Consider the following 25,641-nt stretch of genomic DNA (forward strand, 5'->3'; position numbering starts at 1 on the left):
ATTGATAAGATAGATATAAAAATAGGGTTCACAGTGAACCCTATTTTTATATCTATCTTACTCACCTAAATTTAGGGTAGCTATGACGCTCTACCCTGCTCGGCTCTCTTACGGCGAATCTCTTTAGGGTCAGCAAGCAGTGGCCGATAAATTTCAATACGATCGCGATCTCTAACCAGTGCATCTAACTTTACATTGCGACTAAATACACCAACTTTATTTTTCGCTAAATCAATTTCTGGATATAATTCAAGTACTCCAGATTTTTCAATAATTTCCTGAACATTTAAATTTTTATCCACCACTAAATTCAGCACTCGCTGCTCATGAGGTAGTGCGTAAACAACTTCAACATGGATCATGTCAGACTCAATACTCATGCTTGATACACCTGCTTGGCTCGTTTTGTAAACGCATTGACCATATTGCTCGTTAATTCATGAAAGATTTTTCCGAAAGCCAACTCAATCATTTTGCTCGAAAACTCAAACTCTAGTTTCAGCTCGACTTTACACGCTTGCTCATCAAGTGACGTAAAGTACCAACCGCCTCTTAATGTCTTAAAAGGACCATCAACCAAATGCATCACAATCGCTTCACCTGTGACCAAAACATTTGACGTTGTGAATGTTTTGCTAATCCCTGCTTTCGACACATCAACAGAAGCGACCATTGACTGCTCAGAAGACTCAATCACACGAGAACCTGAACACCCAGGTAAAAATTCAGGATAACGAGCAACGTCATTCACTAAATTAAACATTTGTTCTGCGCTAAAAGACACTAAAGCAGAACGACTGACTTGCTTCATATTCACTCCTCATCATCACCTAAAGAGTCAGGTGTGTAACAATTTTACTTTTATTCTTATCCTACGCAAATAAAAGGATTTCATAAGCTCACACCAAGCCGTATAATGACGCCATTATGGTAAAGAAAAAATCAAACTCAAAAGCTGGTAGCAGTACCATTGCTTTAAATAAGAAAGCTCGCCACGAATATTTTATCGAAGATGAAATAGAAGCAGGGCTAGAGCTCCAAGGCTGGGAAGTAAAATCTCTTCGTCAAGGCAAAGCTAATATTGCAGAAAGCTATGTTTTCATGCGAGACGGAGAAGCTTTTGTCTCAGGAATGACAATCGTACCTCTTCAACAGGCATCTACGCACGTTGTCGCTAACCCGACTCGTGTTCGAAAATTATTACTGAGCCGACGCGAATTGGACAATATCACTGGGCGAATTAACCGCGAAGGTATGACGTTAACGGCGTTGTCTCTTTATTGGTCTCGTTCATGGGTCAAGCTTAAAATTGGCGTATCGAAAGGTAAAAAACTTCACGATAAACGTGATGATTTAAAAGAAAAAGATTGGGCAAGAGAGAAAGCACGCGTAATGAAGAGTTCATTGCGTTAATCTTGACCACTTAGACGCATGGAACTAGACAGGCACTGCTTTTCTGGTACTATGCTTCAACACCCTTGGGGCTGATTCAGGATTCGACGGGAATTTTGCAGTCTGAGGTGCATGCCGAGGTGCGGTAGGCCTCGTTAACAAACCGCAAAAAAATAGTCGCAAACGACGAAAACTACGCACTAGCAGCTTAATAACCTGCCAAGAGCCTTTCTGCCCTAGCTTCCGCTCGTAAGACGGGGAATAACAGAGAGTCAAACCCAAACAAGCTCGTGCCGCGTCTCCCGCCTGAGAGACAAAGCATTAAAATTAATTCAGGATAGCCATTAGATAGCGTGTCGGTTCGCAGTTTGATGGTGAAATTAAAGATCGACTAAGCATGTAGTACCAATGATGAATGATTTTCGGACGCGGGTTCAAATCCCGCCAGCTCCACCAAATACGCGTATCGGGACATCTCAGGATGTCCCGTTTTCTTTTCTAAAGCCTTGTAATACCTAGCATTGAGCGTCTCACACTATCTCATCGTGATTCACTTAATCTCTCTTCTTTAGTAACATCCTTTGCAACACCACAGAATTTAGTCACATTCTGTTGTTACATTGCAAAGGACAATAAAATGGCTAGACAAATCAAGCCCTTATCTACAACTCAAGTCAGTAAAGCAAAACCAGCAGAAAAAGAATATTCACTGGCTGATGGTAATGGTCTGTACCTACGAATTAAGCCTAACGGTTCAAAACTATGGCTATTCAATTACATCCACCCCATAACTAAAAAACGTAAAAACGTTGGCTTAGGTATCTTTCCCGATATCACCCTTGCATCGGCTAGAGAAAAAACAAGAGAGATGCGCACCTTAGTTGCTGAAGGTATCGATCCAAAGACATATAGAGATAATCAACGCATCAATGCTCAGATCGCTCAAGCATCAACATTAAGAGCAGTTGCTGAAGAATGGTTTGAAGTAAAAAGTCATAAAGTATCTGCAAATTATGCAGATGATATTTGGCGTTCTCTTGAACTTCATGTTTTTCCAAATCTGGGTAATTTTCCGATCCATGAACTCACCTGTCCTATCGTAATTCAGGTCTTAAGACCGATTGAAGCAAAAGGCACTCTTGAAACTGTCCAACGTGTTTGTCAACGTTTGAACGAAATAATGGATTACGCAACTAACTGCGGAAAACTCCAATCAAACCCACTATCAAAAATTAGACAAGTTTTTAAAAAGCCAGAAGTAGAGCACATGCTCACGATAAAACCTGAAGACTTACACCTGTTAATGCAAAAAATGTCTTTAGCAAACATCAAACACATCACTCGCTGTGCGTTTGAATTTCAACTGCATACCCTAACTCGCCCAGTTGAGTGCGCTCGTGCAGAGTGGTCAGAAATAGACTTTGAAAAACGACTTTGGGTCATCAGTCGCACGAAAATGAAAATGAAGCGAGACCATAAAATACCGCTCTCATACGCTTCTATCCAACTTTTAGAATTCATGAAGCCAATTTCGGGCGACCAAAAGTACGTATTCCCGAGCGGGAAATCGACAGGCGAACATATGAATAGCCAAAGTGTGAATGCTGCTCTTAAACGCGGGGGGATGTCAGGAAAGCTCGTAAGCCATGGCATGCGCTCAATAGGCAGTACAGCTCTTAACGAGCAGGGCTTCAACAAAGATGCTATCGAACTGTGTTTAGCACACGTAGACAAAAACACTATTCGTGACATCTACAACAATGCTGAATACCTTGATGAACGACGAAAAATCATGAACTGGTGGAGTGACTTTATTCTTGAAGCCTCAAAAAACGCTAACACCATAGCAAAGCCTGAACAACACTAATCCGTCTGATTATAAGAGCATTTAGATTGCAAACTAAGTGCTCTCCTTACTCAACGCAGTTAAGAAGCAACTGATCGATAAATAAGCACATCAAGATAATTACACCAGATCAGGAAGGAACATTAATATCGAATGCTATCAGTCAGATATCTCCACCATACCTCTACAAGTTCTTAACTGTATTCAGAATGCTGGCGGCAGCAAGGAGCTAAATAGCACCACTTAAGTGACAAAGATCACAGTTAAACAGCAAATTAAATAATTTAATATTGACGATCCGCTGGATCTCAATTAAAACATACGTCGTCCAATAAATACCTTTTCTGATGGAGAACAGACACTTACTGGCTTAAAAGCCTTCTGCCAAAAGGGCAGTCTACTGAGACTAATTGTTTATTATTTTTTTGATTTAGCATTAACTAACCCGCTTAATATCGCTCTGATAGGTATTACAGCAACAACATCAAGTTCACTTAGGTGCATGTATTGTATCGGTGACTCCTGACGCAGAAAGTTATCTGATCTTCCAGATGGCTTATCCCATAACATTTTGGGATGCGCAAAACTAGTTAGTGCGGATCGTCTCTGTAGAAGGTAATGTCTGTTATGAACCACACTCAAATTCAAATCAAAATCGAACGCAAAGCTGACGTACTAAAGCGCGTCCCTTTCTCTCGTGCAACTCTGCACCGTAAAATCAATGATGGCACTTTTCCACCTTCTATTCCTTTAGGCGCAAATTCTGTGGGTTTTCTCGCTCACGAAATCGATACTTTTCTTGCAGCGATCGTGGTCGGTCAAGATCTACAACAAGTGGTCGCTACTCTCGTGGAACAACGTCAAGCACTCTTCGACAACAGTTTCTTATCACTAGCTGCTTAACTAAGCAATTCGCACAAAATCAATCAAACCAATTGTTTATTGCATGCTTTAGCATGCTAGCAAAAGTGCAGAATTTCTTAGTTATATATATTATCTAGTGAATTTTGCACCTTTGCGTTGACCACGGAATAAGAATAAATGAACGTCATCGCACAATCTCAAACCGCAGAGCACACACTCATCCAACCATCAGACAAAGCAGTAAAGTCTGTTTCGATTCTGATCTCACCATTTATTGAATATGTGGCAACAGAACGCCGAGTCGTTGCATTAAGCAACGACAGCATCAATGCGGGTGAAGTGATCGGCTATTATAAAGATGCTGGCTTTGACATTTTGCTTGTTGTTGACTCAAAAATGCTGCCTGAGCTAACAGCAAAAGTAATGGCGTACAACTATCAAAATGATCGTGTAACTGTGTTAGATACAACAACAGGCACAATCCACCCGTTAAACGACTTCTACGGTATCGTGAGCTACCTTAGCTTATGCTGCTCATTAACTTCTTGTCATGATGTTATCACATCGCTAGCAACTCAATTACTTCGCACGATGCCACTGATCAACAGCACTGTTGATTCATGCCTGGCGACCCATGCCGTAAACGCAATTAATAAACTACAGCAGCCCGTTTTACGTCATGCTCTCAATGAGCAACTAAGTCATTGTCGCTCTCAGGTTAAAACATTTATGTGTCCGACCGTTCAAACCGATCTCGTAACGGTAAAAAGCCTAGATGTACCCGAGTGCGCCAAGCTAATCAATAACACGCGTACCCTCGCAATTAAGTCAGCGACTGGAACAGGGAAAACCAAACATGTCTTTGGCCCTGTGGCGCAAACAGCAAAGAAGCAGAATAAAAAGGTGACTTACTTGTCATACCTCACAGCTTTAGTTGAACAATACTGCACTGACAACCTAGCAACTAGTTACAACGATGAGCTATCAAAGTTAGAAGAAGCCTCTGCGATCGGAGTCGTAGTCAACAGTATTTGGAAGACGCACATTTTTACTTTTCTAAAGCAGACTGACATTCTTATCATTGATGAGTTTGAAAAAGTGTTGAGTGCGATTGTTTGCTCTAAAGATAGCGAAAAACTACCTCGACAGCTTGTCTTCGAGTGCTTGTCTGAGATTATCCGCAATGTTCCGCAACTGATTGTGGGCGATGCTGACATATCAAACATCGGTTTGAGTTATATCAAGGGGTTGCGAGGTGAAGTGACGCTTTTAAACTGCACTGCAAATCCATACACCAACATCAAAGCCGTTATTACTGATAAAAACCAATACATATCTAATCTCCACCTAGATAAGCAGTTTAATCAAGATAAAATCTTCTTGTTTGACTCTCTAAATACTCTGCGCAACGTCACCAAGTCGTTAGGGTATGAAAATGAAAACAAGCTTGATTGCGAAAAATCAGCACTTGCTGACGGTGTATTGATTATTCATGGAGATAACAAAGATATGCCAGAACAGAGTGCGTTTTTAGCTAACCCAAATGATGAAATCAGAAAGTACAAGGCCATTATGGCATCCCCTTGCCTAGGTTCTGGTTTTTCTATTACAACGCATTTTTCCGATAAAGTTGTCGTATTCTGCGATAAAACACTAGCACCGCCAGAACTAGTAAACTTTGCAAGACGCTTTCGCACAGCAAAAACGATTTGGTTTGCGATTGATGCCTTTGCGGACTTCTCAGCGCCGAAAACCCACAAAATCAAATATGACTCAAGATTTCACTATCAAGCGACAGACGCACTTCATATTGAGTTCTTAAACTCAAAGCACATGTTCTTTTCTTCATTCGCTTTGCACATGCACATAACACTCGAAGAACTAGGGTTTACTACGGCATCAGCCCCCTCTTCTCTTATGGATCAGTGTTTAGCTAAAAAGTGTGTAAACGAACAACAAAAGACATACAGAACATTGCTCATTGAGGCGATTGTAAACGCACCGAATTTATCGAGCGAACAAGCCGTCAATCTATGCGAATCAAACGCTCGTACATCATCCGACAATGCGGCTTTAACCAAACGCCGAATCAGAACAGATTACCAGCTTCTTAACGTGGAACAAGATGATGTTCTTTTTCATTATGAGTTTATGAAACACAGAGATATCTTTGATGCATTTCCTTTTGTTAAACTCCATAAAGTTAAGCAAAATATACAGCCAAAACATCAAGATACTGCGAACTTTCTCTTTCAAACCATTTTGAAAGAACATGGTTTCTGCGAAATCGAAAAGAGCCTGTCTATTCATAAAGATGACGTTCGTATCATCGTTGAACACTGCTACAACCAAAGAACACATTTGAACTGGGTTTTAGATGAAGCACTGCACATCACGAAACCTTTGCACAAAGAAGCCAAGTTAAATAAAGCAACATCGTACCTGAAAAAGCTGCTCTCCTCGTTCGGCTTTGAAATGGCAAGGTTCAGCGGCAACACCAATAAGGCACGCGTAACCCTTCACAAGCATGCTGCAACATATGCAGAAATGGATACCAACAAATACATCCCAGTGGACATCGCAGCATAAAGCCATCTATCCCTGCTACCTATCGCTATTGCCTATACAGTTACGATCTGTAAGCAAAGGTGGCAGGGAATAAGCTCCTAAACGCACGTTTCCGTGCGACTCTCAAATATCCTGACCTTTGTCTCTCAATTGCTCTATGTTGCGCTATAATGCCCGCAAATTTTGTTCTTTGCCGACTAACCAACAAGGCAGCCGAGAACGCCAGAGAGATTCAGATGACAGACAATACCACCAACGTAGAAACAGCAGACAAGATCAGCTTAGAAGAGCTTAAAACATGGCTTTGGGGCAGCGCAAACATCATGCGCGGCACTGTAGACAGCTCAGACTTCAAAAACTATATCTTCGGTCTTATTTTCCTTAAGCGCCTTTCTGATGTGTTTGACGAGCGCGTACAAGCCGTGATGGATGAAGAAGATTGCAGTGCTGACGTAGCAATGGAAATCATCCTAGAAGATAACCCAGAGCAATTCGTGCCAGTGGATGCGCGTTGGGCAAACCTTACCAAGAAATCGGAAAACGTTGGTGAATCTATCGATGAAGCGTTTGCCAAAATTGAAGAACAAAACCCAACCTTAGAAAAAGTGCTAACAGCTATACAATTCGGTGACAAAGAAAAGCTCAGCAACGAACTTCTCATGCGTCTGCTTCGCCACTTCAACCAACATAAACTGGGCAACAAGAACCTTTACAAAGCTGACTTGCTTGGTGATGCCTACGAATACCTGATTGGTAAATTCGCCGATGACGCTGGCAAAAAAGGCGGCGAGTTCTATACCCCGCACGAAGTAGTAGAGCTGATCGTAAAGCTGATTGACCCACAACCAGGACATGAAATCTATGACCTTACCTGCGGATGTGGCGGCATGCTAGTTGAGTCTGCTCGTCATATCAAAGACAACTACGACAACGGTACAGTGATGGGGAAACCGAACTGTAAGTTGTACGGTCAAGAGAAAAATCTAGGTACGTGGGCAATTGCCAAGCTAAACATGTTCTTGCATAACCTTGATGGGGATATCAAGCGTGGTGATACCTTGGTTAACCCATTACACAAAAGTGGCGAAGGCTTACAAACCTTTGACCGAGTCATCGCAAACCCTCCGTTTTCAATCAAAGAGTGGTGGGAGCCACTAGAAGTAAACAAAAAGACCAAAATCGATAAAAACGGCAAAGAAAAAGAAATTGCACCAAAATACGCAAAGGAACTAAAAGATAAATTTGGTCGCTTTGGTCTAGGCATTGCTCCGCGCACCAAAGCGGATCTGGCTTTTGTTCAGCATATGATTGCCTCGACCAAAGATGATGGTCGAATCGGTGTGGTGGTGCCTCATGGTGTGCTTTTCCGTGAAGGCGATGAAGGTAAAATCCGTAAAGGCATGCTAGTTGGCAAAGATGATTTTAAAGGTGACTTGATTGAGGGTGTGGTTGGTTTGCCGCCAGCACTTTTCTTCAACACGGGTATCGCGGCGGCTGTGTTGCTCATCAACAAAAACAAGCCTGCGGCGTTAAAGAACAAGGTTATCTTCGTTGATGCTTCCGCTGAATTTGGTGAAGGCAAAGCGATGAACTTCCTACGTGAAGCTGATATCAAACGCATTACGACTGAGTACGATAAGGCGAAGCAAACACTCGTTGACGCAGGGGAACAAACGGAAGATCAGCTTTCAGAGCTATTGGATTCCGTCGCTGTAGATAAATACCTACGAGTGGTCGATATCGAAGAGATTAAGCAGAATGACTTTAACCTCAATATCAGCCGTTACATCGATACTTCAGAAGAAGAAGATATTGTCGACATACATAGATGTCTAGAAAAAATAGATACTATTGACGAACAATTATCGGCAACCAACAAAGAGCTAGAAACTCTATTGGCATTACTCGGTTTGGAGAGAATCAAATGAACCTTCCAAATCAATGGGCAATGAAAACACTCGAAGAACTCGGTTCATGCCATATCGGACTAACTTATAAACCTGAAAATGTTGTTTCAAGCGACGGAACACTGGTACTACGGTCATCGAATATTCAACAAAGCCGACTTGTTTTTAACGATAATGTTTTCGTTAACATCGAAGTACCAAGTAAGCTAATTGTAGAAAACGGTGACATCCTTGTGTGCGTGCGAAATGGCAGTCGTTCTTTAATCGGTAAATCAGCAGTCATTGAACAAGAACATCTAACTGAAGAAATTACTTTTGGGGCTTTTATGTCGATTTATCGAACAAAGCACCATGACTATGTACGTCACTTGTTTCATAGTGATATGTATTATCGTCAAATCCGCAACAACCTTGGGGCGACAATCAATCAGATCACCAATAAAAATTTAAACAGTTTCAGTTTTCCATTCCCCCTCAATAGCTCAGAACGAAATCAGATCGCAAAAATTCTATCCACTGTTGATAAGAAGATTGACCTTATTGACCAAAAGATAGCTGAAACCGAAAACCTCAAAACAGGATTAATGCAAAAGCTGTTTTCCGAAGGCGTTGGTGTTCAAGATTCAGATGGTACTTGGCAGCCACATTCAGAATTTCAGGATTCAAAATTTGGTCAGATTCCATCATCTTGGAAAACTCAAAGCTTAAAGCAAATCGGTGATTGTTTAATCGGTCTAACTTATAAACCAGAAGACACAACAGATAACTCAGGCACTTTAGTATTGCGCTCTTCTAATGTACAAAACAATAGAATCGAGTTAAATAACAATGTATATGTAAAATGTAAGGTCTCAGAAAGCATACAAATTAAAAAAGGCGATATATTAATTTGTGTTCGTAATGGTAGTCGCTCCCTCATTGGAAAAAGTGCTCTTATCGGTCAGGATATGAGAAACACAACATTTGGTGCTTTCATGTCAGTTTTTCGTACCCCACTGTCAGAGCTAATTTACCAACTATTCCAGACTGAAATGTATCGAAAGCAAATTCTTAAAAATCTCGGAGCCACTATAAATCAAATTACTAATAAGAATTTATATAGTTTTGAGTTCCCAATACCTCCTGAAAACGAAAGAAAAGAAATCGTCAAGATACTAACTACCATTGATCGTAAAGTTGATTTGCTAACCAAACAAAAAGCCGAAACACAGCAATTAAAAAAAGGCTTAATGCAAAAGCTGTTAACGGGTGAATGGCGAGTTCCGTTAGATAACCCAGAAGCAGCTTAACCATTCGAGTAATGATGCCTTCCAAAGAAGGCATCTCATTAACAAACCGAATTAATAAGAACAATAAAAAACCAATAACAATAAAGAAAGGAATGCGCCATGTCAGATCAGGCAGAATCATCAAAACCAGAACTCGTTGGGGTAGAACGCCCTGCTATTGAGTGGCTAAAAAAGCTCGGCTATACCCACATAAAAGGAAGCCAAGTTGAACAGGCACACAAAACTGAACCTGTGATTTTAGAAGAGATACTGACTGATCGACTGCATGCACTTAACCCTTGGCTTGCCGAAGTGCCTAATGGCGCATACAAGGCCATCAAGCAACTGCGTGATATCTGGTTTACGCATAATAACGACTTGATGCTTGCCAACCACGCATTCTGGAAAGATGTACTCTTCCAATCCAACCTACAACAAAAAGATAAACATGGTCAGCCTCGTAGCATCCGCTTCATTGATCAAGCTGGTGCCGAGGGTAACGCATTCCATGTCGTCGATCAGTACATTGGCAAAAATGCCAATGAGGAGCAATTCAAGCCCGATCTACTGTTGTTCATCAATGGTTTACCCCTCGGGCTTATTGAGTGTAAAAATAGCGCCATTAAACTTAGCAAAGGCATAGCCCAAATCGATGGCTATCAAGGCTCTTTTACCCAGCATTTCGCGTTTAACATGGTCTGTGCCGCCATTAATCGTAGCCAAGCCAAATACGGGGCAATTTGTGCTTCAGAACAGTTCTATCTGACTTACAAGTTTGATTCGAAAAAACCTGACGAGAACACTGTTCTAGAAACGTTAGAAAACCTGCTGGGCAAAACACCATCCGAGCAAGACAAGCTGCTGTGGGCACTGTTTGAACCATCTCGTTTCGTTCGTCTTGTTTGCTTCTACCCGATGTATGAAGTGGAAAAAGGCATCATGATTAAAAAGCTACCGCGCTATCAACAATGGCGTGCGGTAGAGAAAACCTTGCTACGCTTACAAGGTCGAGATCCAGAACTACTGGGTAAAGAAATTGGTGGTGTGGTTTGGCATACCCAAGGCAGCGGAAAATCGCTCACGATGGCACTATTAGCTCGCCTAATGCGTGCGGAAATTTCTGGCTTTAATAACCCGAGTATCCTGGTTCTTACTGACCGTACTGATCTCGATCGCCAAATTCATAACACTTTCACCAATGTCGGTCTTGAATCTGCTAAAGCCAGTTCTGTTGCAGGCTTAGAAGCTCTTTTAAGTAACGACTACGGCGCGATCTTTACTTCTACAGTGCAAAAGTTTCAAGAAAGTGATGGTAAGCAAATTAAAGCAGCGAAAGAATCAGAAGATGAAGATGCCACAGCAGACTCAAAAAGCCGCGTAAGACGAGTATTACGTAAAGATAATGCAGGCAATGAACAGTGTTGGATCTTAAAAGAGAACAATGTTCTTTACGGTCACACAGACGCGAGTGGTAATCCTAAAAAAGCCAAGTGGGAACTGGTTAGCGAAGAGAAAGTTGATTTTCGTGTTTTGAGTACCAAGCCAAATTTCTTCGTAATGGTTGATGAAGCTCACCGCAGTCAATACGGCTTCTTAGCGGCATTTATGCGTGCCTCTTTACCTAACGCCAAGTTCATCGCGTTCACTGGAACTCCTCTATTTAAAGACGATAAAGAAACCTTAGGTACGTTCGGTGGAAAAGACTATATCGACACCTACCGACTCGACGAGGCGGTTGCTGATGGCGCAACCCTTCCAATCAAGTATCTTGAAGGCATGGCGCAATGGGGCAGTGACGGAAAGCTGAAACAAGCCTTTGAAGACCAGTTTGGGAAAGAACCTCTCGCTCGCAAGAAAAAGCTCAAACAAGAGTTATTAAAAAAACGCCGAGGAGCTATCAGTCGTATTGAAGAGAATGCGCTTCACTTGGTTGAGCACTTCTTATCTAGTGTGCGTCCTCGTGACTTTAAAGCGATGCTGGTATGTGATGGTCGTGATATGGCTGTTCGCTATAAAGATGTTCTGAACCAAATCATGCAAGAACGTAAAGACAAAGGTCTGCCGACCTTTGAAAGCCGAGTGGTTATCTCGCTTGGTAGCATGACAGATAAGCGTACTGGTATCAGCGAGCAGCAAGCTCACTACGCGGCTGGAGCAACCTCAAAGCTCGAAACCATCGAAGAACGCATTAAGCGCGAAATCAAAGAAGGGAAAACGCCAATTGCAGTTCCCTCAGAAGATATTCCAAACTTGGTAAACGAAGAGTTTAAGCTGCCGTACGGTGATGAATCAGAAAATACCAAAGAAGAAACCAAATTCAACAATATCGGACTAATCATCGTTTCTGACATGCTACTCACAGGATGGGATGCCCCTATTGTCAGCACTCTCTATCTTGATAAGCCATTAAAGGAGCACACCCTACTCCAAGCTATCGCCCGCGTTAACCGTACTCGTAAAGGTAAGGAAGCGGGTTATATCGTCGATTACTTCGGTGTTGTTGAATATCTTGATGATGCACTCAAAGTGTACGGTGGTGATGTGCAGCCAGAGCAGGTATGGACAGATGTAGAAGCGGAGTTACCAAGGCTTCAAGCAGCTCTCACTAAAGTCGTAGATATTCTGCCTACAAAACATCACCCAGTAAAACAGCCTGAGCCTTACAAAGAAGATGCCGATCTCTACTTAGACCCAGACGCTCGTTTAGATGTTGTTGAGGATTTTCTCGTTGCTCTAGCGGAGTTTAATAGCCGCTTAGATGTCGTCTTACCTGACGAACGAGGAGCGCCTTATCAGCCTTACTTCAAAGTGCTCAATGAGATCAAACTGCAATTACGCAATAAAATGCCTGATAGTGCGGATGCGGTTCGTATCACCGCGTCTGAATCAGAATTGCTGAAAAAGATGCTCGACGACCATATCGAGGCAAGTGAAGTAAAAAGCCTGCTAGGTCGTGAAGTGTCTATCCTAGATGCTGCCGATATGGATCTACTGCGTAAGCAAAAGAGCGCAGGCAGTGCTGCACTCGTCATGAAGAATAAACTCAAGCACACCATCAAAACAGGTAAAGGTAAAGACCCTGCTTTCTTTGGTGATCTTGAGGAAGAATTAGATAAACTCATCCAAGATGAGCGTGAAGGACGCATTGAACAGGCACTTTTCTTAGAACAGCTAGAACTATTCGCTCAACGTGTTCGAGACAAGGATGCCAAACCGTCTGAAATGGGTTTAGCGACAGCAACCGAACGAGCCGTGTTCAACTACCTTGAAAAACAAGTAGATGAAGCAGAAGCACTGGCCTGGACGAAAGGTATCTTTAACCATCCTGATATCGCTGAAGTCATGCTGTCACCGATTTGGAAAAAACAGACCGATATTCATAATGAGATCAAAAAGACGATTCGCACCATATTACGCGGTCTTGGAGGTTGGGACATGACGGTAGCACGACAGCATTCTGCGGAAATTTTTAATATCATGAAGAATAACTAATCACTATGCCAATTTATCAATACGGAACAACAGAGATCGAATGGGTATTTAAGTTAGATTCAAACTTAGCCCATCACTACATCACAGTTGAACGTGGTAAGAAGGTACTTCTACGTGGGCCTGACGTACCTGAAGAGGAACAACAAGCGTTAATTCGCTATAGAGCACGTTGGATCAAACAACGACTAGCTGAGGTAAACCAACCTCTCAAAGAAGAGATCGTCACGGGTAGTCGAGCACCATACCGTGGTCGCACGTTTTATTGTGAAGTAATCCCCGCCCCCGATCTCTCTAAGGTTGAAATTAGCTTTACTCAGAGCCGATTCAAGATTCTTTCACCCGAGGGGACTTATGTGAGTCGTAATTTGTTTAAAGCGGCATTAGAACGCTTTTACAAGCACAAAGCACAAGAAAAGATTGGTGCTCGTCTCCGTTACTTACAGAAAGAAACAGGGTTGGAAGCGACAACATTTCGCATCAAGAGGTTTGATGCAAGGTGGGCAAATTGTACTGAGAACAATGTTCTTGAATTTCATCCTAGATGCATGGAATTTTCGAATAAAGCGATGGATTACGTGATTATTCATGAACTTTGCCATACGGTTGAAAAGAGTCACAACAAGAACTTTTGGAAACTTATTGCAAAACATTGTCCAAAATGGAAAGAGCTGCATGATGAAGTCGAACATTCTGGCATGGTTCTATAGTAGTAACGCTATAATTTAATTAGATTTTTTTAGCCAGCAACCCGAGTGAATTTTTATTGAAGTCTTTAATTTCGTTATTTTAACGATTATACATAAATTATTTTCAAGTCAAGCTCAAAAACATCTTGATTAAAGAGACATGATTACATATATTAAATCTGTAGCCAAGAAGCTTACCTAAAATCTAAAAAGTGGTTTAAAGATTTAATTTACAACTAATAATACATGACCTTTTTAAGGGAAATGTAATTTCCATCTCACAGGTGGCTTAAAGAAATACTTTTAGTAGTAAATAATACACTAATCTATCCGCTAATAGATGGTTACATTTCCGCGCCAACAGGCGGTCAAGCGTTGGATAAGAAGGTCGAGTTAATCTCGGCCTTTTTTATTGCTTATAAAAAAGCACACTCAAGTGAGCATGCTTATAAAAACCAAATTTAACCTTCATAAAAATCACATCATTGCATTTCCTTTAAAACATGCTGAACAAATAAATTACTAATATATAGCCTATATGAATTAGCACCACTTGAGTAATAGACACGATAGGATGCATGACTACGAAACAAAGCCGTAAGACTAAACATATCAGAAAGTGCAGATTGCCTTACTAAGGTTCGATCCATATTAACTCCTATGTAACCACAAGGAGTAAGATCTAGCTCTGTATTGTCTCTCAAATCAAAATAGTAATCATCAAGGATTTCCGATTGCATTGCTATTGGTAGGTCTTTAAAATTTTTCATTATACGTATCTTTATTTAAATAGTTGATATGCATCCAATGTTAATTATATTGGATAATAATTACAACAACTTGACTAAAACTAATATATGTATAATAAAAACCAACAAGACTCATACAGTTGATATATATAAGCAAAAATCAAAAATAAAACCTAATTAAATTAGTTATATCTTCACCATTAATGATTTACATCAAAATCCTCACCATACTGTTCGAATCCATTAATTAACAAAGAACAGTGTTCTTCGACAAAGCATTGCTAATTATAAGTTATAGTTTCCTTAAATTTTCATACCATATTTTTTCGAATTTTCACATTATTACGAGTTTTCCACAGTACGCTCCGTTTTCAGATGAAACAAAATTGATCGTGTTTATTGTCATACGTTCTACACGTTTACCTACCATGTAATTACCTATCGAGACAATGAACTAACTGCATGTGCTGGACAGAACGCGCAGCAATGAACCTCATCAAGTACCTTATTGTTCAGCACCTGGCGAATAGCTTAGTGATTTTTCGGGGGGTAATGTCCATCGGCCATGCCGCGTGTGCTGTCCAGCACGCGCAGTAATGCGCCTCATCGAGAACCTTATTGTTCAGCATTTTGCTAATAGCTTAGTGGTGGTTTATCGGGGGTGATTTCCATCAGCCATGCCGCGTGTGCTGTCCAGCACGCGCAGTAATGAGCCTCATTGAGTACCTTATTGTTCAGTATCTCGCGAATAGCTTAGTGTTTATCAGGGCGGTTTCCATCAGCCATGCCGCGTGTGCTGTCCAGCACGCGCAGTAATAAACCTCATCGAGTGCCTTATTATTCGACAACTGGCGAATTGCTTAGTGATTTATCAGGGCGGTTTCCATCAGCCATGCCGCGTGTGCTGTCCAGCACGCGCAGTAATGAACCTCATCGAGTGCCTTATTATTTGACAACTGGCGAATCGCTTAGTGATTTATCAGGGCGGTTTCCATCAGCCATGCCGCGTGTGCTGTCCAGCACGCGCAGTAGCAATAAAAGTGAAGAACACTGTTTTGTGGCATTAGAGCAGCTCTCACTTGTTCCAATGGCGCTTAACCGTCGGCAGAGAGATATCCAGTTTTTTCGCTGTTTTTGATTGTGTTAGCCCAAGTGCACGGCACTCTTGAACTCTTAGCGTTGTGTCTTTAGCTGCTGGTCTACCAATCATCTTTCCTTCCGATCTCGCTCGTGCCTGCCCTTCTATCGTGCGCTCTCGGATACGATTACGTTCAAACTCTGCAAATGCTGAAAACATCTGGAGCATTAATCGCCCCTCCGCTGAGCTTAGATCAGCGGCTGGTAAATCTAACGATATAGGTCTGATTCCTTTCTCTAACAGCATACTAATCGTATGCTGAACATCAATACTATCCCTACCTAGCCGATCTAGTTTTAAAACAACCAGTTTGTCACCTTCTTCTAGCTTATGCTCAACCAACATTTTGAAATGCCCACGTTCCATCGCTGGGACGCTACCTGACACCGTTTCAGAAATAACGCGATGGTGTGGAATATCATAACCAAAATTCTTAATGGCTAGGATCTGGTTTTCTGTTGTTTGTTCGCTTTTTGAAACGCGACAATATGCGAATGTACGTCCCTCAGACATATATCACCTTTTATAATTCTTATTTGGTATCATAAGTGGTATCAAAAAGTAAAAGAGTATCAATAATTATTTTAGGGTAGTTTTTGATACCTATTTCAATTAACTCTAATTGGTATCTAAAAACGGATGTTTGTTAATACCACTAAGAATCACTTTAAAATGGATTGAATGTAAGGTTGCTATCTTCAATCTTTCTCTTTGATGACTTATAGCGATTACAGCCATACAAGCCAGGAACACGGCTCTCTTTAACCTGAATATCTTGTTTACTGCTTTGAGAGCCTCTCAAAGCTTCTTTTCCATTTGTTTTATTTAAAGATAATGTTTGACCTTTATACATAATAAATATTCCAAAATACGTGATAGTTAATATATACAAATAAGTATCAAATAAAATTCAAATAGTAAAGCATTTAATTCTGCCGCCAATAAATTAAATAATTAAACTAAACAGTAGCTTCATTTAGTAATATTGATCAGGTAATAAAACAAGATCGGCACATGAAACATTTAGGATCCAATTTTATATTTAATAATTTTATTTTTTATGTTATAACTATTATAACCGTTATAACTATTATAAAGTTATAATTAAATATAAGGAGTGACTGAAAAATTTCATTCTCTTAAAGAAATCAGCAGCCAATCCAGATAAATTTCTTCTGCCAAACTTGGCACATCGACTGTCAATGTTGGCACATTCACTGCCAAGTTTGGCAAAGGTAGAGTGCGACCTAAAATTGAGCCTATTTTTACACCGCACTCATGCAGTGCAAAAATCAACCATTAACATTACTCTCTATTACCCCTACTTCCAGCGTAGGAACTGAACGTTTAACCAATTGATCTGACTATTAAAGAATGGATAACTTGAATACGCCATAACCGTTCTATACCAAGTCTGGCATAAGAGCTGGCTAACCAAGCTAAAGATTAAAGTCCAGTAGGGAGGAGGAGAAATGGCTTGATATAAAAAAGGGTGCCCTGACTGTTAGGCACCCTTTGTAAGGTATGGTCTCGAGCCTCTTCGGGAACATGCCACAGTCAAGAGGGGAGACCGTTTTTTTCTGAATCAAAGACTTAGGTGAATCTCTGATTAAAATAATTTACTATAAGGCAAGTATAACAGAAATCTTGTCAGAGGCAACATGCGCATAGATAACAGCCTGAACAGAGACAACTTGAATCAACAACAGCTTTTTTTTGTTGAATGTTGGTCTAGTTTAACAGGTCGTAACAATATTGATAGTGATAGGGTTACATATAACAACCCATTGAGTGCTGTAGCTGAACTCATTGATATTTATGCATTAGGAGATAAATTCAGTGCAGATAAAAAAAGAGTCCATATTACAACCGAACTTAATGAACTATTAAAGCAAGACGTTAGCCTTAAAGATCCTAAATTCCATAACATACCCGAACAGATTTTGGGTCTATTTCCTCTAGATGAAGCTGGTAATGTAAACTTTTCAATACTTGAGAAAAATAAAACGCTTGTTCTTAGTTTCCTAAACCAATTAAAGTTTCTTTTAGAAAAGTATTACATTTCTGTTATCGTCGAAAAACTTAGATACCTGCTAATAACCCAAAACATATTTAATGATGATGTATGCTCTGACATTTATTATCACACAAACATGTTAATTGGAACTTTATTAACCATGGGTATGCCACTATCTGAGTGTTACATGCTGTACAAAAGCTTCCTAATGAAAAGACAAAAAGAAGTAGGAGGTGAATTTAAGAATATTTCATTTGAAAAAAGCTTTGATAAATTAATGGAAAAAGTAAGTCAGGGTAATCAAGACATTACAATTTCCTTGAAACTCGTAAGCAAAAAATTGTTTTCTCTTATAAAAAATTCAAAGGAATCAGTACGCTTTCAGAAGTGTGAGTTTGTACTGATTGAACATCCTAAAGAGAATAATGTTGCAGTTAACATAAAAGTAGAAGCTATTTCTTTTAGTGCGGCTCATGCTAAAGCTACTCTCTATTTAAATAATGCACTAGCCGTTATCGCATACATGATGAACAGGGAAGAGGTTTCAATTGAGAAAAAATATACTGCAACCACACTAAACGACAAGGGTAATCAAGTCGTTAAGGAGTTGTATGATTATTCACAAGGCTTAAATAGTTCTTCAGATCGTTTAGGTATAGATGAGTTCAACCTCTATATCAAAACAATATCTCGGCTGCATGATATAAATGATGACAGCACTGTTAGTAAAATAAGTGCTGCATTTAAATTTTATCAAAACGGCAATACTAACCATGTGACGGAAAGTAAATTCACAGCCTTCTGGTCTGCATTAGAAGCTCTAACCCTTGGTGTCTATGATGAATCAATGAGTCATGACCAACATGTAATGAAGTCTGTGTTACCTTGTATTGGTCTAGATTATACAATAAAACAGTTATTTGCTCTTCGTGGAGTAGCTAAAAACTTAAACTGGGATCCTATTAATGCCAATGGATTAGAAATAGACTATAAATTTGAAAATTTAGGTGGAATATATAAGTCATTAAAAAGCGAAGAACATCGAAATGAAATATATCTTAGGTTAAATAATTATCCTTACGCTTTATTTAGATTTAAGCAATTCATATCAATTTGTAATTGCCCATATAAAGTTGGCATAAAAATTCAAAACCACCTTAAAAAAGTAGAGTTACAAATTCACAGGCTTTATCGCGTTAGAAATGCTATTGTTCATAATGCTTCTGTGCAAGATAGACTAGAAATGCTAGTAGTTAACCTTGAGCACTACCTTCGAGGGACGCTAAACGCGATGATCTACATGATGAGCGATGCGCAAAGTATATCATCTCCAGAAGAGGCATTTAATCGCTACCAACATAAATACAACGAAATTATTGGTAGTCTAGATCCATCTAGCATGTTAGGTGGTAGAAAAAAAGAGCAAAAGATAAAAGATCTTGAAAACCAATTGCGTCAAGAAAACCCAAACTTTGAGCGTATAGGAAACGATGATAAGTTGTTAGAGTGGCTCAGCATGCACAATTAATAGATTTTATTACCTATACGCGTATTAGCGAACATACAAAGCCTATAATATGGCTATACCCATACTACAGGCTTTGATTACCTTTAGAATTACAACATTCACAAATCAACATTAACCCATGCAGCAGTTAAAACATTCGGTACTAAACTAAACTAAACAGAGCTAGTTAGCTCTTCGAGCTTGAAATTGCTTAGAATCGTATGATGATGACAGCTCTTAGGTTTCACTCGACTTAGCAAGAAAAAAACTACACATCATCATTCTTAGTCCAAACCACTTTGTCACCATCCTTCCATTTAAGTTCTTTCAGGTATTCATCTGGAATTTCAAAGTAGTGCTCACCTTTATCATTAACTTTGATCGTAACTTTCATTGAATTAACCTCTCCTCAAGAATTTGAGCCTTTTTACCAAGCTCACTAAAGCCCGAAAGTTGCAACATGAACGTTAGTTGCTTTCTGGCAACAAATGTAAATTTCGTCCGACACGTCGCAAATCTCGGATTGCCGCATCCTGTGTTGCAACACGCAGCGGTCTTTCTGAACGGTAAATACTATTCAGAATATCGGATACTGAGCGCTTGGTGTGCGTAATCTCTATCACTCCATAAGGCGTTTTATATTCTCCTTTGCGCCCTGTGCTCATGATGGTCAGTCGATCTATCGGGATCTGACTAATCACACCATATTCTGACAAAGCACTTTCGAGACTGATATAATTATACTCACCTCGTCGGAGTGCTTTTACTATGTATTCGATTGTATCTACACTCTTCGTTTTGGAAGATAGGCAGTATACATATACTCCCCGAACCACTCGCTCTAAGACACCTGCATTGAGGAGCCTTTTAAGACCTGCGTTAAAAGCCCTTTCACTATCTTCAATGAACAGTTTTCTCAAATCACCATGACGATAGACATAGTGACCTTTCATATCAAATTCATGTAAACGCTTAATTGCTGACTGTAACTTCATAACTCAAGTGGACACTTATTACATTTAAATATCGTATTTATCGATACTTGGTTGGTAGATACGAGGTAAAAATCAACACTAAATCAATTGACCTTGAACTATTGATTCTGATGAAAAACCAAGTGCTCGATACCCTTTTTCTCGCTTGTTGAACATCCTGAGCAGCATTGGAATTTTCACATCAATATAGTCGATCACTTTCACCTCCTCTTTTCCTTTATAATCACGCTGTATTCGCCCTACATATTGGATTAACGAACCTTTCCAAGACACTGGCAACGCCAATATCAAAGTATCTAAGCGTGGAAGGTCAAAGCCCTCTCCGACAAAACGCCCAGTGGCAACAATGACTTGTGTACTGTCTAGCTTTGACATCACCTCAGCTTGCTGCTTTTTCTTCATCGAACCTACTAATATTTGATGTGTGATCCCCAAATCATTGAGCAAACCAGCAATGATATTAGCGTGCTCTCTCCGCTCGGTTAACACAATCGGAACTCGGCCATTAGAGACCTCTTTTTGAATTCCCTCGACAATGGTGGCGTTACGTATAGGGTGAAGCATTAACCAACGATAAATCTCGGAAATATGAGGTTTAGGGTCATTCGAAGATAAATGCAAAGGCACTTCCAGGTTCAGCTCTCGGCGATCTAGCACCTGAGTAAACTGATTGTTTCGGTCTGACTTTATGGTATGTCTTACTCTACCTGCTTGCATAAATATGATCGGTTGATGTCCATCTCGCCTTTCAAGTGTTGCACTAATCCCAACGACGTACTTAGCATGCGCTTCAGATAACACTTGCTCATATTGTGGTGCTGATAGATGGTGGCATTCATCCACAATGATTTGACCATACTCTTTCACCAACGAATGAACACTATTGTCGCTTCTATTTATCAAACTTTGATAAGTCGCGATATCAACTTGTCCTGTTGGTTTCTTCTTACTTCCTGTATATACGCCGATATCGATACCCAGGGTGAAAGCTTTTAAGCGCTCCTGCCACTGGTCAACAAGCTGCTTGTTATGCACCAAGACAAGTGTATTGACTCCACGTCTTTGTATTAGACCAATTGCTGTTACCGTTTTACCAAAGGCCGTTGGAGCGTGAAGAACACCAATATCATGCTGCATTAGCTCATCAATCGCTTTACTTTGCGCTGAGCGCAAAGAGCCAACAAATGTCATGTCTGTTAGCGCGTGACCAGCAAAACGATTATCCGTAACTTGGAGAGCAATCCCTAATTCTAAGCAAATAGCCTTTAAGTCATCCCAACAGCCCCTCGGCAAGCTCAAGTAACCACTGTCTAATTCCGCCAAGCATATAAAACGCGCAATTCCGTTGGTCGACAAACGCAGCCCTTGGGCTTTGAAAAACTTAGGATTCGAAAAGGATGCCAATTTTTTAAACTGAGCAATTAGAGGATTCGGAACTTGGTTTATCGGTAAGTACAATCGGTTGGCAAGAACGATGTCTAACGCCTTAGGTTTGTCTGAGATGGCAGCGCTTGTGTTCACTGTTCGTTCCCATGGCTTGATTGATGCGCCATCTTCACCATCATTTCGATGGCCCACTCTGCTTTCGAGAAGTAATTCTATTTTCTCAATAGATAATCGTCCCGTCGACGCTAATACCTCCCATTGATCAGGGTATGGTGTAAATGAATGATCAACAAACACCGAGTTTCCATTTAAACGAGCTTGTTTTTGTAACGGCAAAGCAATCAGATTCCCAATTCCCCCGATAGGTAGCACGTCTTGATTGGGGAATAGGCGGTCATAGGAATCAAATGACAAAGCACCATGAATTTTCATGGCTTCATCAAGTAAATAGAACCCTAATTGTCGAGCTACTTTTGCGTCAGTCGCCTGTGCAAAGAAAATCCAGACATGTGCCCCCAGACCTGAGCGAGATCGTTCTAATAAACAATCGATGCCTTTTAGTTTGCACACTTCGACATACGCAAGAGAGGCTTCTTGCCAATCACTTTTATCAAAATCAACCGCTAGTAACCAACAGGTGTTATTCGCCAGCATAGGATACAAACCAACAACCTCTTTGCCAGTAAGGTGGGCATACATAGCATCGTCACCTAACGGCTTGAATGCTTGGTTGGGGCACTCCAAACACTTTACTTTAGGTTTACCGCATACACCTTGATGCCACTCGTTTTCGCAAGCAATCGCATAACCACTTCTGCCTTGTTGGTTCTGCCACCTATGCGCATAGCATTGAGTATTACCTTTAAAATAACTCTGATAGATAGACAGTTTTTGCTGAGGTGACATTTCACATGCAGCTTCCTTGTCAATCGCTTCCTGCGTCAATAGACGCTGCTTCTGCTGTTCAAGTTGAGCCAGCTCCTTTTTTAGCTCATGAATCTTTTGTTCAATTAGCTCAAGCTCATCCATATCTAGCCCCGACAATTACATCACTTTCATACAGTTAATAATCGATTGTATAAAAGACAATACGAAAACAAAGGCACAATTCATAACCTATCTAACATATTTATAAAGTATTCTTGCCTAAAATCAGTACATACCGTCGCTAAATTGAGAGTTATTCACGTTTTGATGCTGCTTCAACATGTGCCTTTCGGCTTAAGAATCCAAGATCAGACATTCGTTGATGTCGCTGATGTTGTGCGAGGGAAGAATTGCGGCTGTATATGCCCTTCTTGCCACACTCCACTGATTGCGAGACAAGGTGAAGAAAAGCAATGGCACTTTGCTCATGCGAGCCGCAAGGTTGAAGGAACTGACAAAGAATGTGATTTTTCTTTTTTTGTTTCTGTGCGCATGATGGCGAGACAAGTGATAGAAACGGGTATATCTATTGTTCTTCCTGAGCACAGAAGTTCTCTAACAAAACAAGCGAAAGGAAAGTGTTTCACGGAAGATTTTTTGGTTGCTAAGTCATCCACCATCTTACTTGATAGCGTCGATAAAGAAGCGTTATTTGAGAAATGTATTGTGGATGTAATGGGCAGAGTCGGTGAATTCATCTTTGTTATTTATTTCACCCACCCAAACCGTCCACTTCCAAGTGAGTTGCTCACACCACATAACAGGCAATGCGGTGTGCTCGAAATCAAGTTGGATGATACACATCATCTATTTACACGCGATAAAGTGTCAGGGACTCGGCAACTGGACAGACTAAAAGATTACCTTCAAAACGATGTCGAATCTAAAGTGTGGGTATTTCATCCGCGCTACGCTCAGTTGGAACAAGAAGCGACTGAGCGATTATCCTTAAAGGCATCTCAGTACACACCACCACCTACTCCGAGCTTTCGTAATGACCAATATCGTCATCGCAACCAGAGGAATGTCAACCTTCACCGCTCCGACTCATGGCAATCAACAACGAAAGCTATCCCGCCTACACCTATACCAAAACGTTCAGCTCAATTTGAGTGCATCATGTGTCAATGCCAGTGGCAAGTTACGCTACCTAGTACACCAATCTGCCCTCAATGCCATAGCCACCTATACGCTAGCGAGGTCTCTTCAAGATAAGCACCACATCAATTGTTCATTTTATTCTTCCGTTCATTTTTTATGAACAAACCGAAAAAATGAACACAGACAAATACTATTCTTAGTTTTTGATTCTCAAGCCCAGAACTCGAAAGGACATTTTCGCTGCTATCTTTTCAATCTCATTAGCTAGCTCCTTACAGCTAACGAACACGATGCCCTAATCTAATTTCAATTTTCACGCTAAAGAATATTCTGTGGATTTACCAATTTTCTCAGCTTTTAGTATTCCTGCTGTAGCCATATCGTCAAGTTTTTGCTTCGCACTGTTGTAGCTAATACCTAGCAAATTCTCGACTTCTCTCGCTGTTACTGTTGGCTTTTTACGATAGCGAGGCTCACCAGAAACAAACCCTATAATCTTTCTCTCAATATCTTCTAAGCCAGAATATCGCTCTTCTAACTCCTGCATTCGATGTGCCGCTCGTTCATAAACGGAAATAAACTCATCAATAGCACGGCTGATAACTTTTAGCTGATATTTAATGAAGTACGTGAGGTCTAAGGTATCGTGCTCCGTGTCTAGATAACTCACACCATATTGAATTGGGGATTTTTTTAGTAATGCTGATATCGCAATATAACGGAAGCCTGTATAACCAGATTTAAACATATACCAGTAAAACAAAGCCCTAGCGACTCTCCCGTTACCATCTCGAAACGGGTGAATGTAACCGATGACAAAATGAAGAGTAATGGCTTGAATAACAGGATGAACACCGTTGCCATTAACATTTAGCCAATTCACGACCCGCGTGAGTAATCTTTCAATGTCATCATGTTTAGGCGGTTGATGAACAACCTCCCCTTCAGCATCAACAACTGCAACATCATCCGTCGTTCTAAATAATCCTGAGGTATATTTTTCTTGTTCTAGCGTTTTCGTTCCTGCCTTGTGTAAATTTCTGATTAACTCAATGCTAAACGACTCATCCCTAAGCTCCCAAGCTATTTGCATCAAGTCAAAATTTCCAAAAATCATTCGTTCATCGTCAGTACGAGGCTTCCTTTTTTTTCTAATCATTTCTTTCGCAAGAATTGTCGTCGTAGCAGCGCCCTCTAATTGACTACTCGATATCGCCTCATCATCCACTAGGTTATTCGCTAAATGCTCAAAATGCGCCCGCTCACCAATTTGCTCTAGGATGCCCAGCATTGCGCTATGCGTGGTATGTCGATCAATCTGTGATAACACGCGACCAAACTCGTGCAAGTTATTGAATCTGCAATGCTGTATATAGTCAGGAGAGTTTAATAGTGCTTGAATCACTTGCTCAGGTAAGCCTGGAGGCAATGGCTTATCTTCTAATGGCGTTAGCTCTATCAAGGTACTATCTCGAGACAAACGAGTTAGCCACCAACAATATTTGACTTCTAAGCCAGACTTTACCCTACGCCTAAACTCATTAAATGAATGGTAATCATCAGATAGCGGATTGATGAAATCTGTATAGTCGTTAGGATCAAGCCCTTGATTACCAATCTCAAACAAAACGTCACCAATTGTATTAAACGGACACTCTGGTGGTGATAAATACTTACCTGACATAAATTTCATCTCAAAATCTAACAATTCTGAGATCAGATTAATTAATATTGAGTAGTTTTGCTAGCTTTAATCCCCTCCTGTGATGTTCATCTGTGCTTTCATGCCTGTACCTAT

At 40.5% G+C, this 25,641-nt stretch carries 19 protein-coding genes and 1 other RNA gene; 11 read left to right on the forward strand and 9 right to left on the reverse strand.

The features are described from left to right. Window positions 1–80: 80 nt before the first annotated feature. The gene (locus MCT08_RS11775) at window positions 81–380 is read right to left on the reverse strand and encodes an RnfH family protein (protein WP_053310364.1); all 300 of its coding nucleotides are present in this window, start codon (window positions 378–380) and stop codon (window positions 81–83) included. Next, entirely contained in the window at window positions 377–811 is a 435-nt protein-coding gene (locus MCT08_RS11780) for an SRPBCC family protein (RefSeq protein WP_053310365.1), read from the reverse strand. The genes MCT08_RS11775 and MCT08_RS11780 overlap by 4 nt, the downstream gene beginning before the upstream one ends. Window positions 812–927: 116 nt before the next feature. Between MCT08_RS11780 and smpB the strand changes: the two genes are divergently transcribed. The 9 genes from smpB (at window position 928) to MCT08_RS11825 (ending at window position 14,044) form a co-directional block, all read left to right on the forward strand. Further along, on the forward strand, window positions 928–1,413 hold the full coding sequence (smpB, locus tag MCT08_RS11785; protein ID WP_053310366.1) for an SsrA-binding protein SmpB: 486 nt from the start codon (window positions 928–930) through the stop codon (window positions 1,411–1,413). A 67-nt stretch (window positions 1,414–1,480) separates the two neighbouring features. After that, window positions 1,481–1,848: a transfer-messenger RNA gene (ssrA, locus tag MCT08_RS11790) on the forward strand. A gap of 181 nt (window positions 1,849–2,029) precedes the next feature. Further along, complete coding sequence (locus MCT08_RS11795; protein WP_274678464.1) at window positions 2,030–3,259, forward strand: integrase domain-containing protein; 1,230 nt, start codon at window positions 2,030–2,032, stop codon at window positions 3,257–3,259. Between the two features lie 606 nt (window positions 3,260–3,865). Beyond that, window positions 3,866–4,141 carry a helix-turn-helix transcriptional regulator gene (locus MCT08_RS11800; protein WP_263116367.1) on the forward strand — a complete coding sequence of 92 codons (276 nt, stop codon included), beginning with the start codon at window positions 3,866–3,868 and terminating at the stop codon, window positions 4,139–4,141. Between the two features lie 138 nt (window positions 4,142–4,279). Further along, entirely contained in the window at window positions 4,280–6,691 is a 2,412-nt protein-coding gene (locus MCT08_RS11805; RefSeq protein ID WP_274678465.1) for a hypothetical protein, read from the forward strand. Window positions 6,692–6,906: 215 nt separating this feature from the next. Next, window positions 6,907–8,598, forward strand: a complete 1,692-nt coding sequence (locus MCT08_RS11810) for a type I restriction-modification system subunit M (RefSeq protein ID WP_274678466.1) — start codon at window positions 6,907–6,909, stop codon at window positions 8,596–8,598. Further along, the gene (locus MCT08_RS11815) at window positions 8,595–9,866 is read left to right on the forward strand and encodes a restriction endonuclease subunit S (protein WP_274678467.1); all 1,272 of its coding nucleotides are present in this window, start codon (window positions 8,595–8,597) and stop codon (window positions 9,864–9,866) included. Before MCT08_RS11810 ends, MCT08_RS11815 begins: the two co-directional genes overlap by 4 nt. A gap of 99 nt (window positions 9,867–9,965) precedes the next feature. Continuing rightward, complete coding sequence (locus MCT08_RS11820) at window positions 9,966–13,337, forward strand: type I restriction endonuclease subunit R (RefSeq protein WP_274678468.1); 3,372 nt, start codon at window positions 9,966–9,968, stop codon at window positions 13,335–13,337. 5 nt (window positions 13,338–13,342) lie between these two features. Next, the gene (locus tag MCT08_RS11825) at window positions 13,343–14,044 is read left to right on the forward strand and encodes a YgjP family zinc-dependent metalloprotease (protein ID WP_274678469.1); all 702 of its coding nucleotides are present in this window, start codon (window positions 13,343–13,345) and stop codon (window positions 14,042–14,044) included. 461 nt (window positions 14,045–14,505) lie between these two features. Here MCT08_RS11825 and MCT08_RS11830 read toward each other — a convergent pair whose 3' ends face one another. The 3 genes from MCT08_RS11830 to MCT08_RS11840 form a co-directional block, all read right to left on the reverse strand. Beyond that, the gene (locus tag MCT08_RS11830; RefSeq protein ID WP_274678470.1) at window positions 14,506–14,793 is read right to left on the reverse strand and encodes a hypothetical protein; all 288 of its coding nucleotides are present in this window, start codon (window positions 14,791–14,793) and stop codon (window positions 14,506–14,508) included. A 1,054-nt stretch (window positions 14,794–15,847) separates the two neighbouring features. Then, window positions 15,848–16,423 carry a recombinase family protein gene (locus tag MCT08_RS11835; RefSeq protein WP_274678471.1) on the reverse strand — a complete coding sequence of 192 codons (576 nt, stop codon included), beginning with the start codon at window positions 16,421–16,423 and terminating at the stop codon, window positions 15,848–15,850. 154 nt (window positions 16,424–16,577) lie between these two features. Beyond that, entirely contained in the window at window positions 16,578–16,763 is a 186-nt protein-coding gene (locus MCT08_RS11840; protein WP_020197670.1) for a hypothetical protein, read from the reverse strand. An 808-nt stretch (window positions 16,764–17,571) separates the two neighbouring features. Between MCT08_RS11840 and MCT08_RS11845 the strand changes: the two genes are divergently transcribed. Continuing rightward, entirely contained in the window at window positions 17,572–19,455 is a 1,884-nt protein-coding gene (locus MCT08_RS11845; RefSeq protein WP_274678472.1) for a hypothetical protein, read from the forward strand. 247 nt (window positions 19,456–19,702) lie between these two features. On the opposite strand, the gene MCT08_RS11850 is transcribed toward MCT08_RS11845, so the two are convergent. The 3 genes from MCT08_RS11850 to MCT08_RS11860 form a co-directional block, all read right to left on the reverse strand. Then, a complete protein-coding gene (locus MCT08_RS11850) occupies window positions 19,703–19,828 on the reverse strand; it encodes a hypothetical protein (protein ID WP_274678473.1) in 126 nt (41 codons plus the stop codon). Between the two features lie 73 nt (window positions 19,829–19,901). Next, complete coding sequence (abiEi, locus tag MCT08_RS11855; protein ID WP_182290213.1) at window positions 19,902–20,429, reverse strand: type IV toxin-antitoxin system AbiEi family antitoxin; 528 nt, start codon at window positions 20,427–20,429, stop codon at window positions 19,902–19,904. Between the two features lie 78 nt (window positions 20,430–20,507). Then, entirely contained in the window at window positions 20,508–22,844 is a 2,337-nt protein-coding gene (locus MCT08_RS11860) for a TOTE conflict system archaeo-eukaryotic primase domain-containing protein (RefSeq protein WP_274678474.1), read from the reverse strand. Window positions 22,845–23,009: 165 nt separating this feature from the next. Between MCT08_RS11860 and MCT08_RS11865 the strand changes: the two genes are divergently transcribed. Further along, on the forward strand, window positions 23,010–23,957 hold the full coding sequence (locus MCT08_RS11865) for a competence protein CoiA family protein (RefSeq protein ID WP_274678475.1): 948 nt from the start codon (window positions 23,010–23,012) through the stop codon (window positions 23,955–23,957). 199 nt (window positions 23,958–24,156) lie between these two features. On the opposite strand, the gene MCT08_RS11870 is transcribed toward MCT08_RS11865, so the two are convergent. Further along, window positions 24,157–25,527 carry a Fic family protein gene (locus MCT08_RS11870; RefSeq protein WP_080535776.1) on the reverse strand — a complete coding sequence of 457 codons (1,371 nt, stop codon included), beginning with the start codon at window positions 25,525–25,527 and terminating at the stop codon, window positions 24,157–24,159. Between the last annotated feature and the right edge of the window lie 114 nt (window positions 25,528–25,641).

This window comes from Vibrio aestuarianus (genome assembly GCF_028858425.1).
In the GTDB taxonomy this organism is placed as follows: Bacteria; Pseudomonadota; Gammaproteobacteria; order Enterobacterales; family Vibrionaceae; genus Vibrio; species Vibrio aestuarianus.

Coding starts and splice junctions, on each gene's coding strand:
- MCT08_RS11865 (WP_274678475.1), top strand. CDS start 23,010: ATGCTGCTTCAACATGTGCCTTTCGGCTTAAGAATCCAAGATCAGACA.
- MCT08_RS11840 (WP_020197670.1), bottom strand. CDS start 16,763: ATGTATAAAGGTCAAACATTATCTTTAAATAAAACAAATGGAAAAGAA.
- MCT08_RS11830 (WP_274678470.1), bottom strand. CDS start 14,793: ATGAAAAATTTTAAAGACCTACCAATAGCAATGCAATCGGAAATCCTT.
- MCT08_RS11870 (WP_080535776.1), bottom strand. CDS start 25,527: ATGTCAGGTAAGTATTTATCACCACCAGAGTGTCCGTTTAATACAATT.
- abiEi (WP_182290213.1), bottom strand. CDS start 20,429: ATGAAGTTACAGTCAGCAATTAAGCGTTTACATGAATTTGATATGAAA.
- MCT08_RS11835 (WP_274678471.1), bottom strand. CDS start 16,423: ATGTCTGAGGGACGTACATTCGCATATTGTCGCGTTTCAAAAAGCGAA.
- smpB (WP_053310366.1), top strand. CDS start 928: ATGGTAAAGAAAAAATCAAACTCAAAAGCTGGTAGCAGTACCATTGCT.
- MCT08_RS11845 (WP_274678472.1), top strand. CDS start 17,572: ATGCGCATAGATAACAGCCTGAACAGAGACAACTTGAATCAACAACAG.
- MCT08_RS11820 (WP_274678468.1), top strand. CDS start 9,966: ATGTCAGATCAGGCAGAATCATCAAAACCAGAACTCGTTGGGGTAGAA.
- MCT08_RS11800 (WP_263116367.1), top strand. CDS start 3,866: ATGAACCACACTCAAATTCAAATCAAAATCGAACGCAAAGCTGACGTA.
- MCT08_RS11810 (WP_274678466.1), top strand. CDS start 6,907: ATGACAGACAATACCACCAACGTAGAAACAGCAGACAAGATCAGCTTA.
- MCT08_RS11815 (WP_274678467.1), top strand. CDS start 8,595: ATGAACCTTCCAAATCAATGGGCAATGAAAACACTCGAAGAACTCGGT.
- MCT08_RS11825 (WP_274678469.1), top strand. CDS start 13,343: ATGCCAATTTATCAATACGGAACAACAGAGATCGAATGGGTATTTAAG.
- MCT08_RS11805 (WP_274678465.1), top strand. CDS start 4,280: ATGAACGTCATCGCACAATCTCAAACCGCAGAGCACACACTCATCCAA.
- MCT08_RS11850 (WP_274678473.1), bottom strand. CDS start 19,828: ATGAAAGTTACGATCAAAGTTAATGATAAAGGTGAGCACTACTTTGAA.
- MCT08_RS11860 (WP_274678474.1), bottom strand. CDS start 22,844: ATGGATGAGCTTGAGCTAATTGAACAAAAGATTCATGAGCTAAAAAAG.
- MCT08_RS11775 (WP_053310364.1), bottom strand. CDS start 380: ATGAGTATTGAGTCTGACATGATCCATGTTGAAGTTGTTTACGCACTA.
- MCT08_RS11795 (WP_274678464.1), top strand. CDS start 2,030: ATGGCTAGACAAATCAAGCCCTTATCTACAACTCAAGTCAGTAAAGCA.
- MCT08_RS11780 (WP_053310365.1), bottom strand. CDS start 811: ATGAAGCAAGTCAGTCGTTCTGCTTTAGTGTCTTTTAGCGCAGAACAA.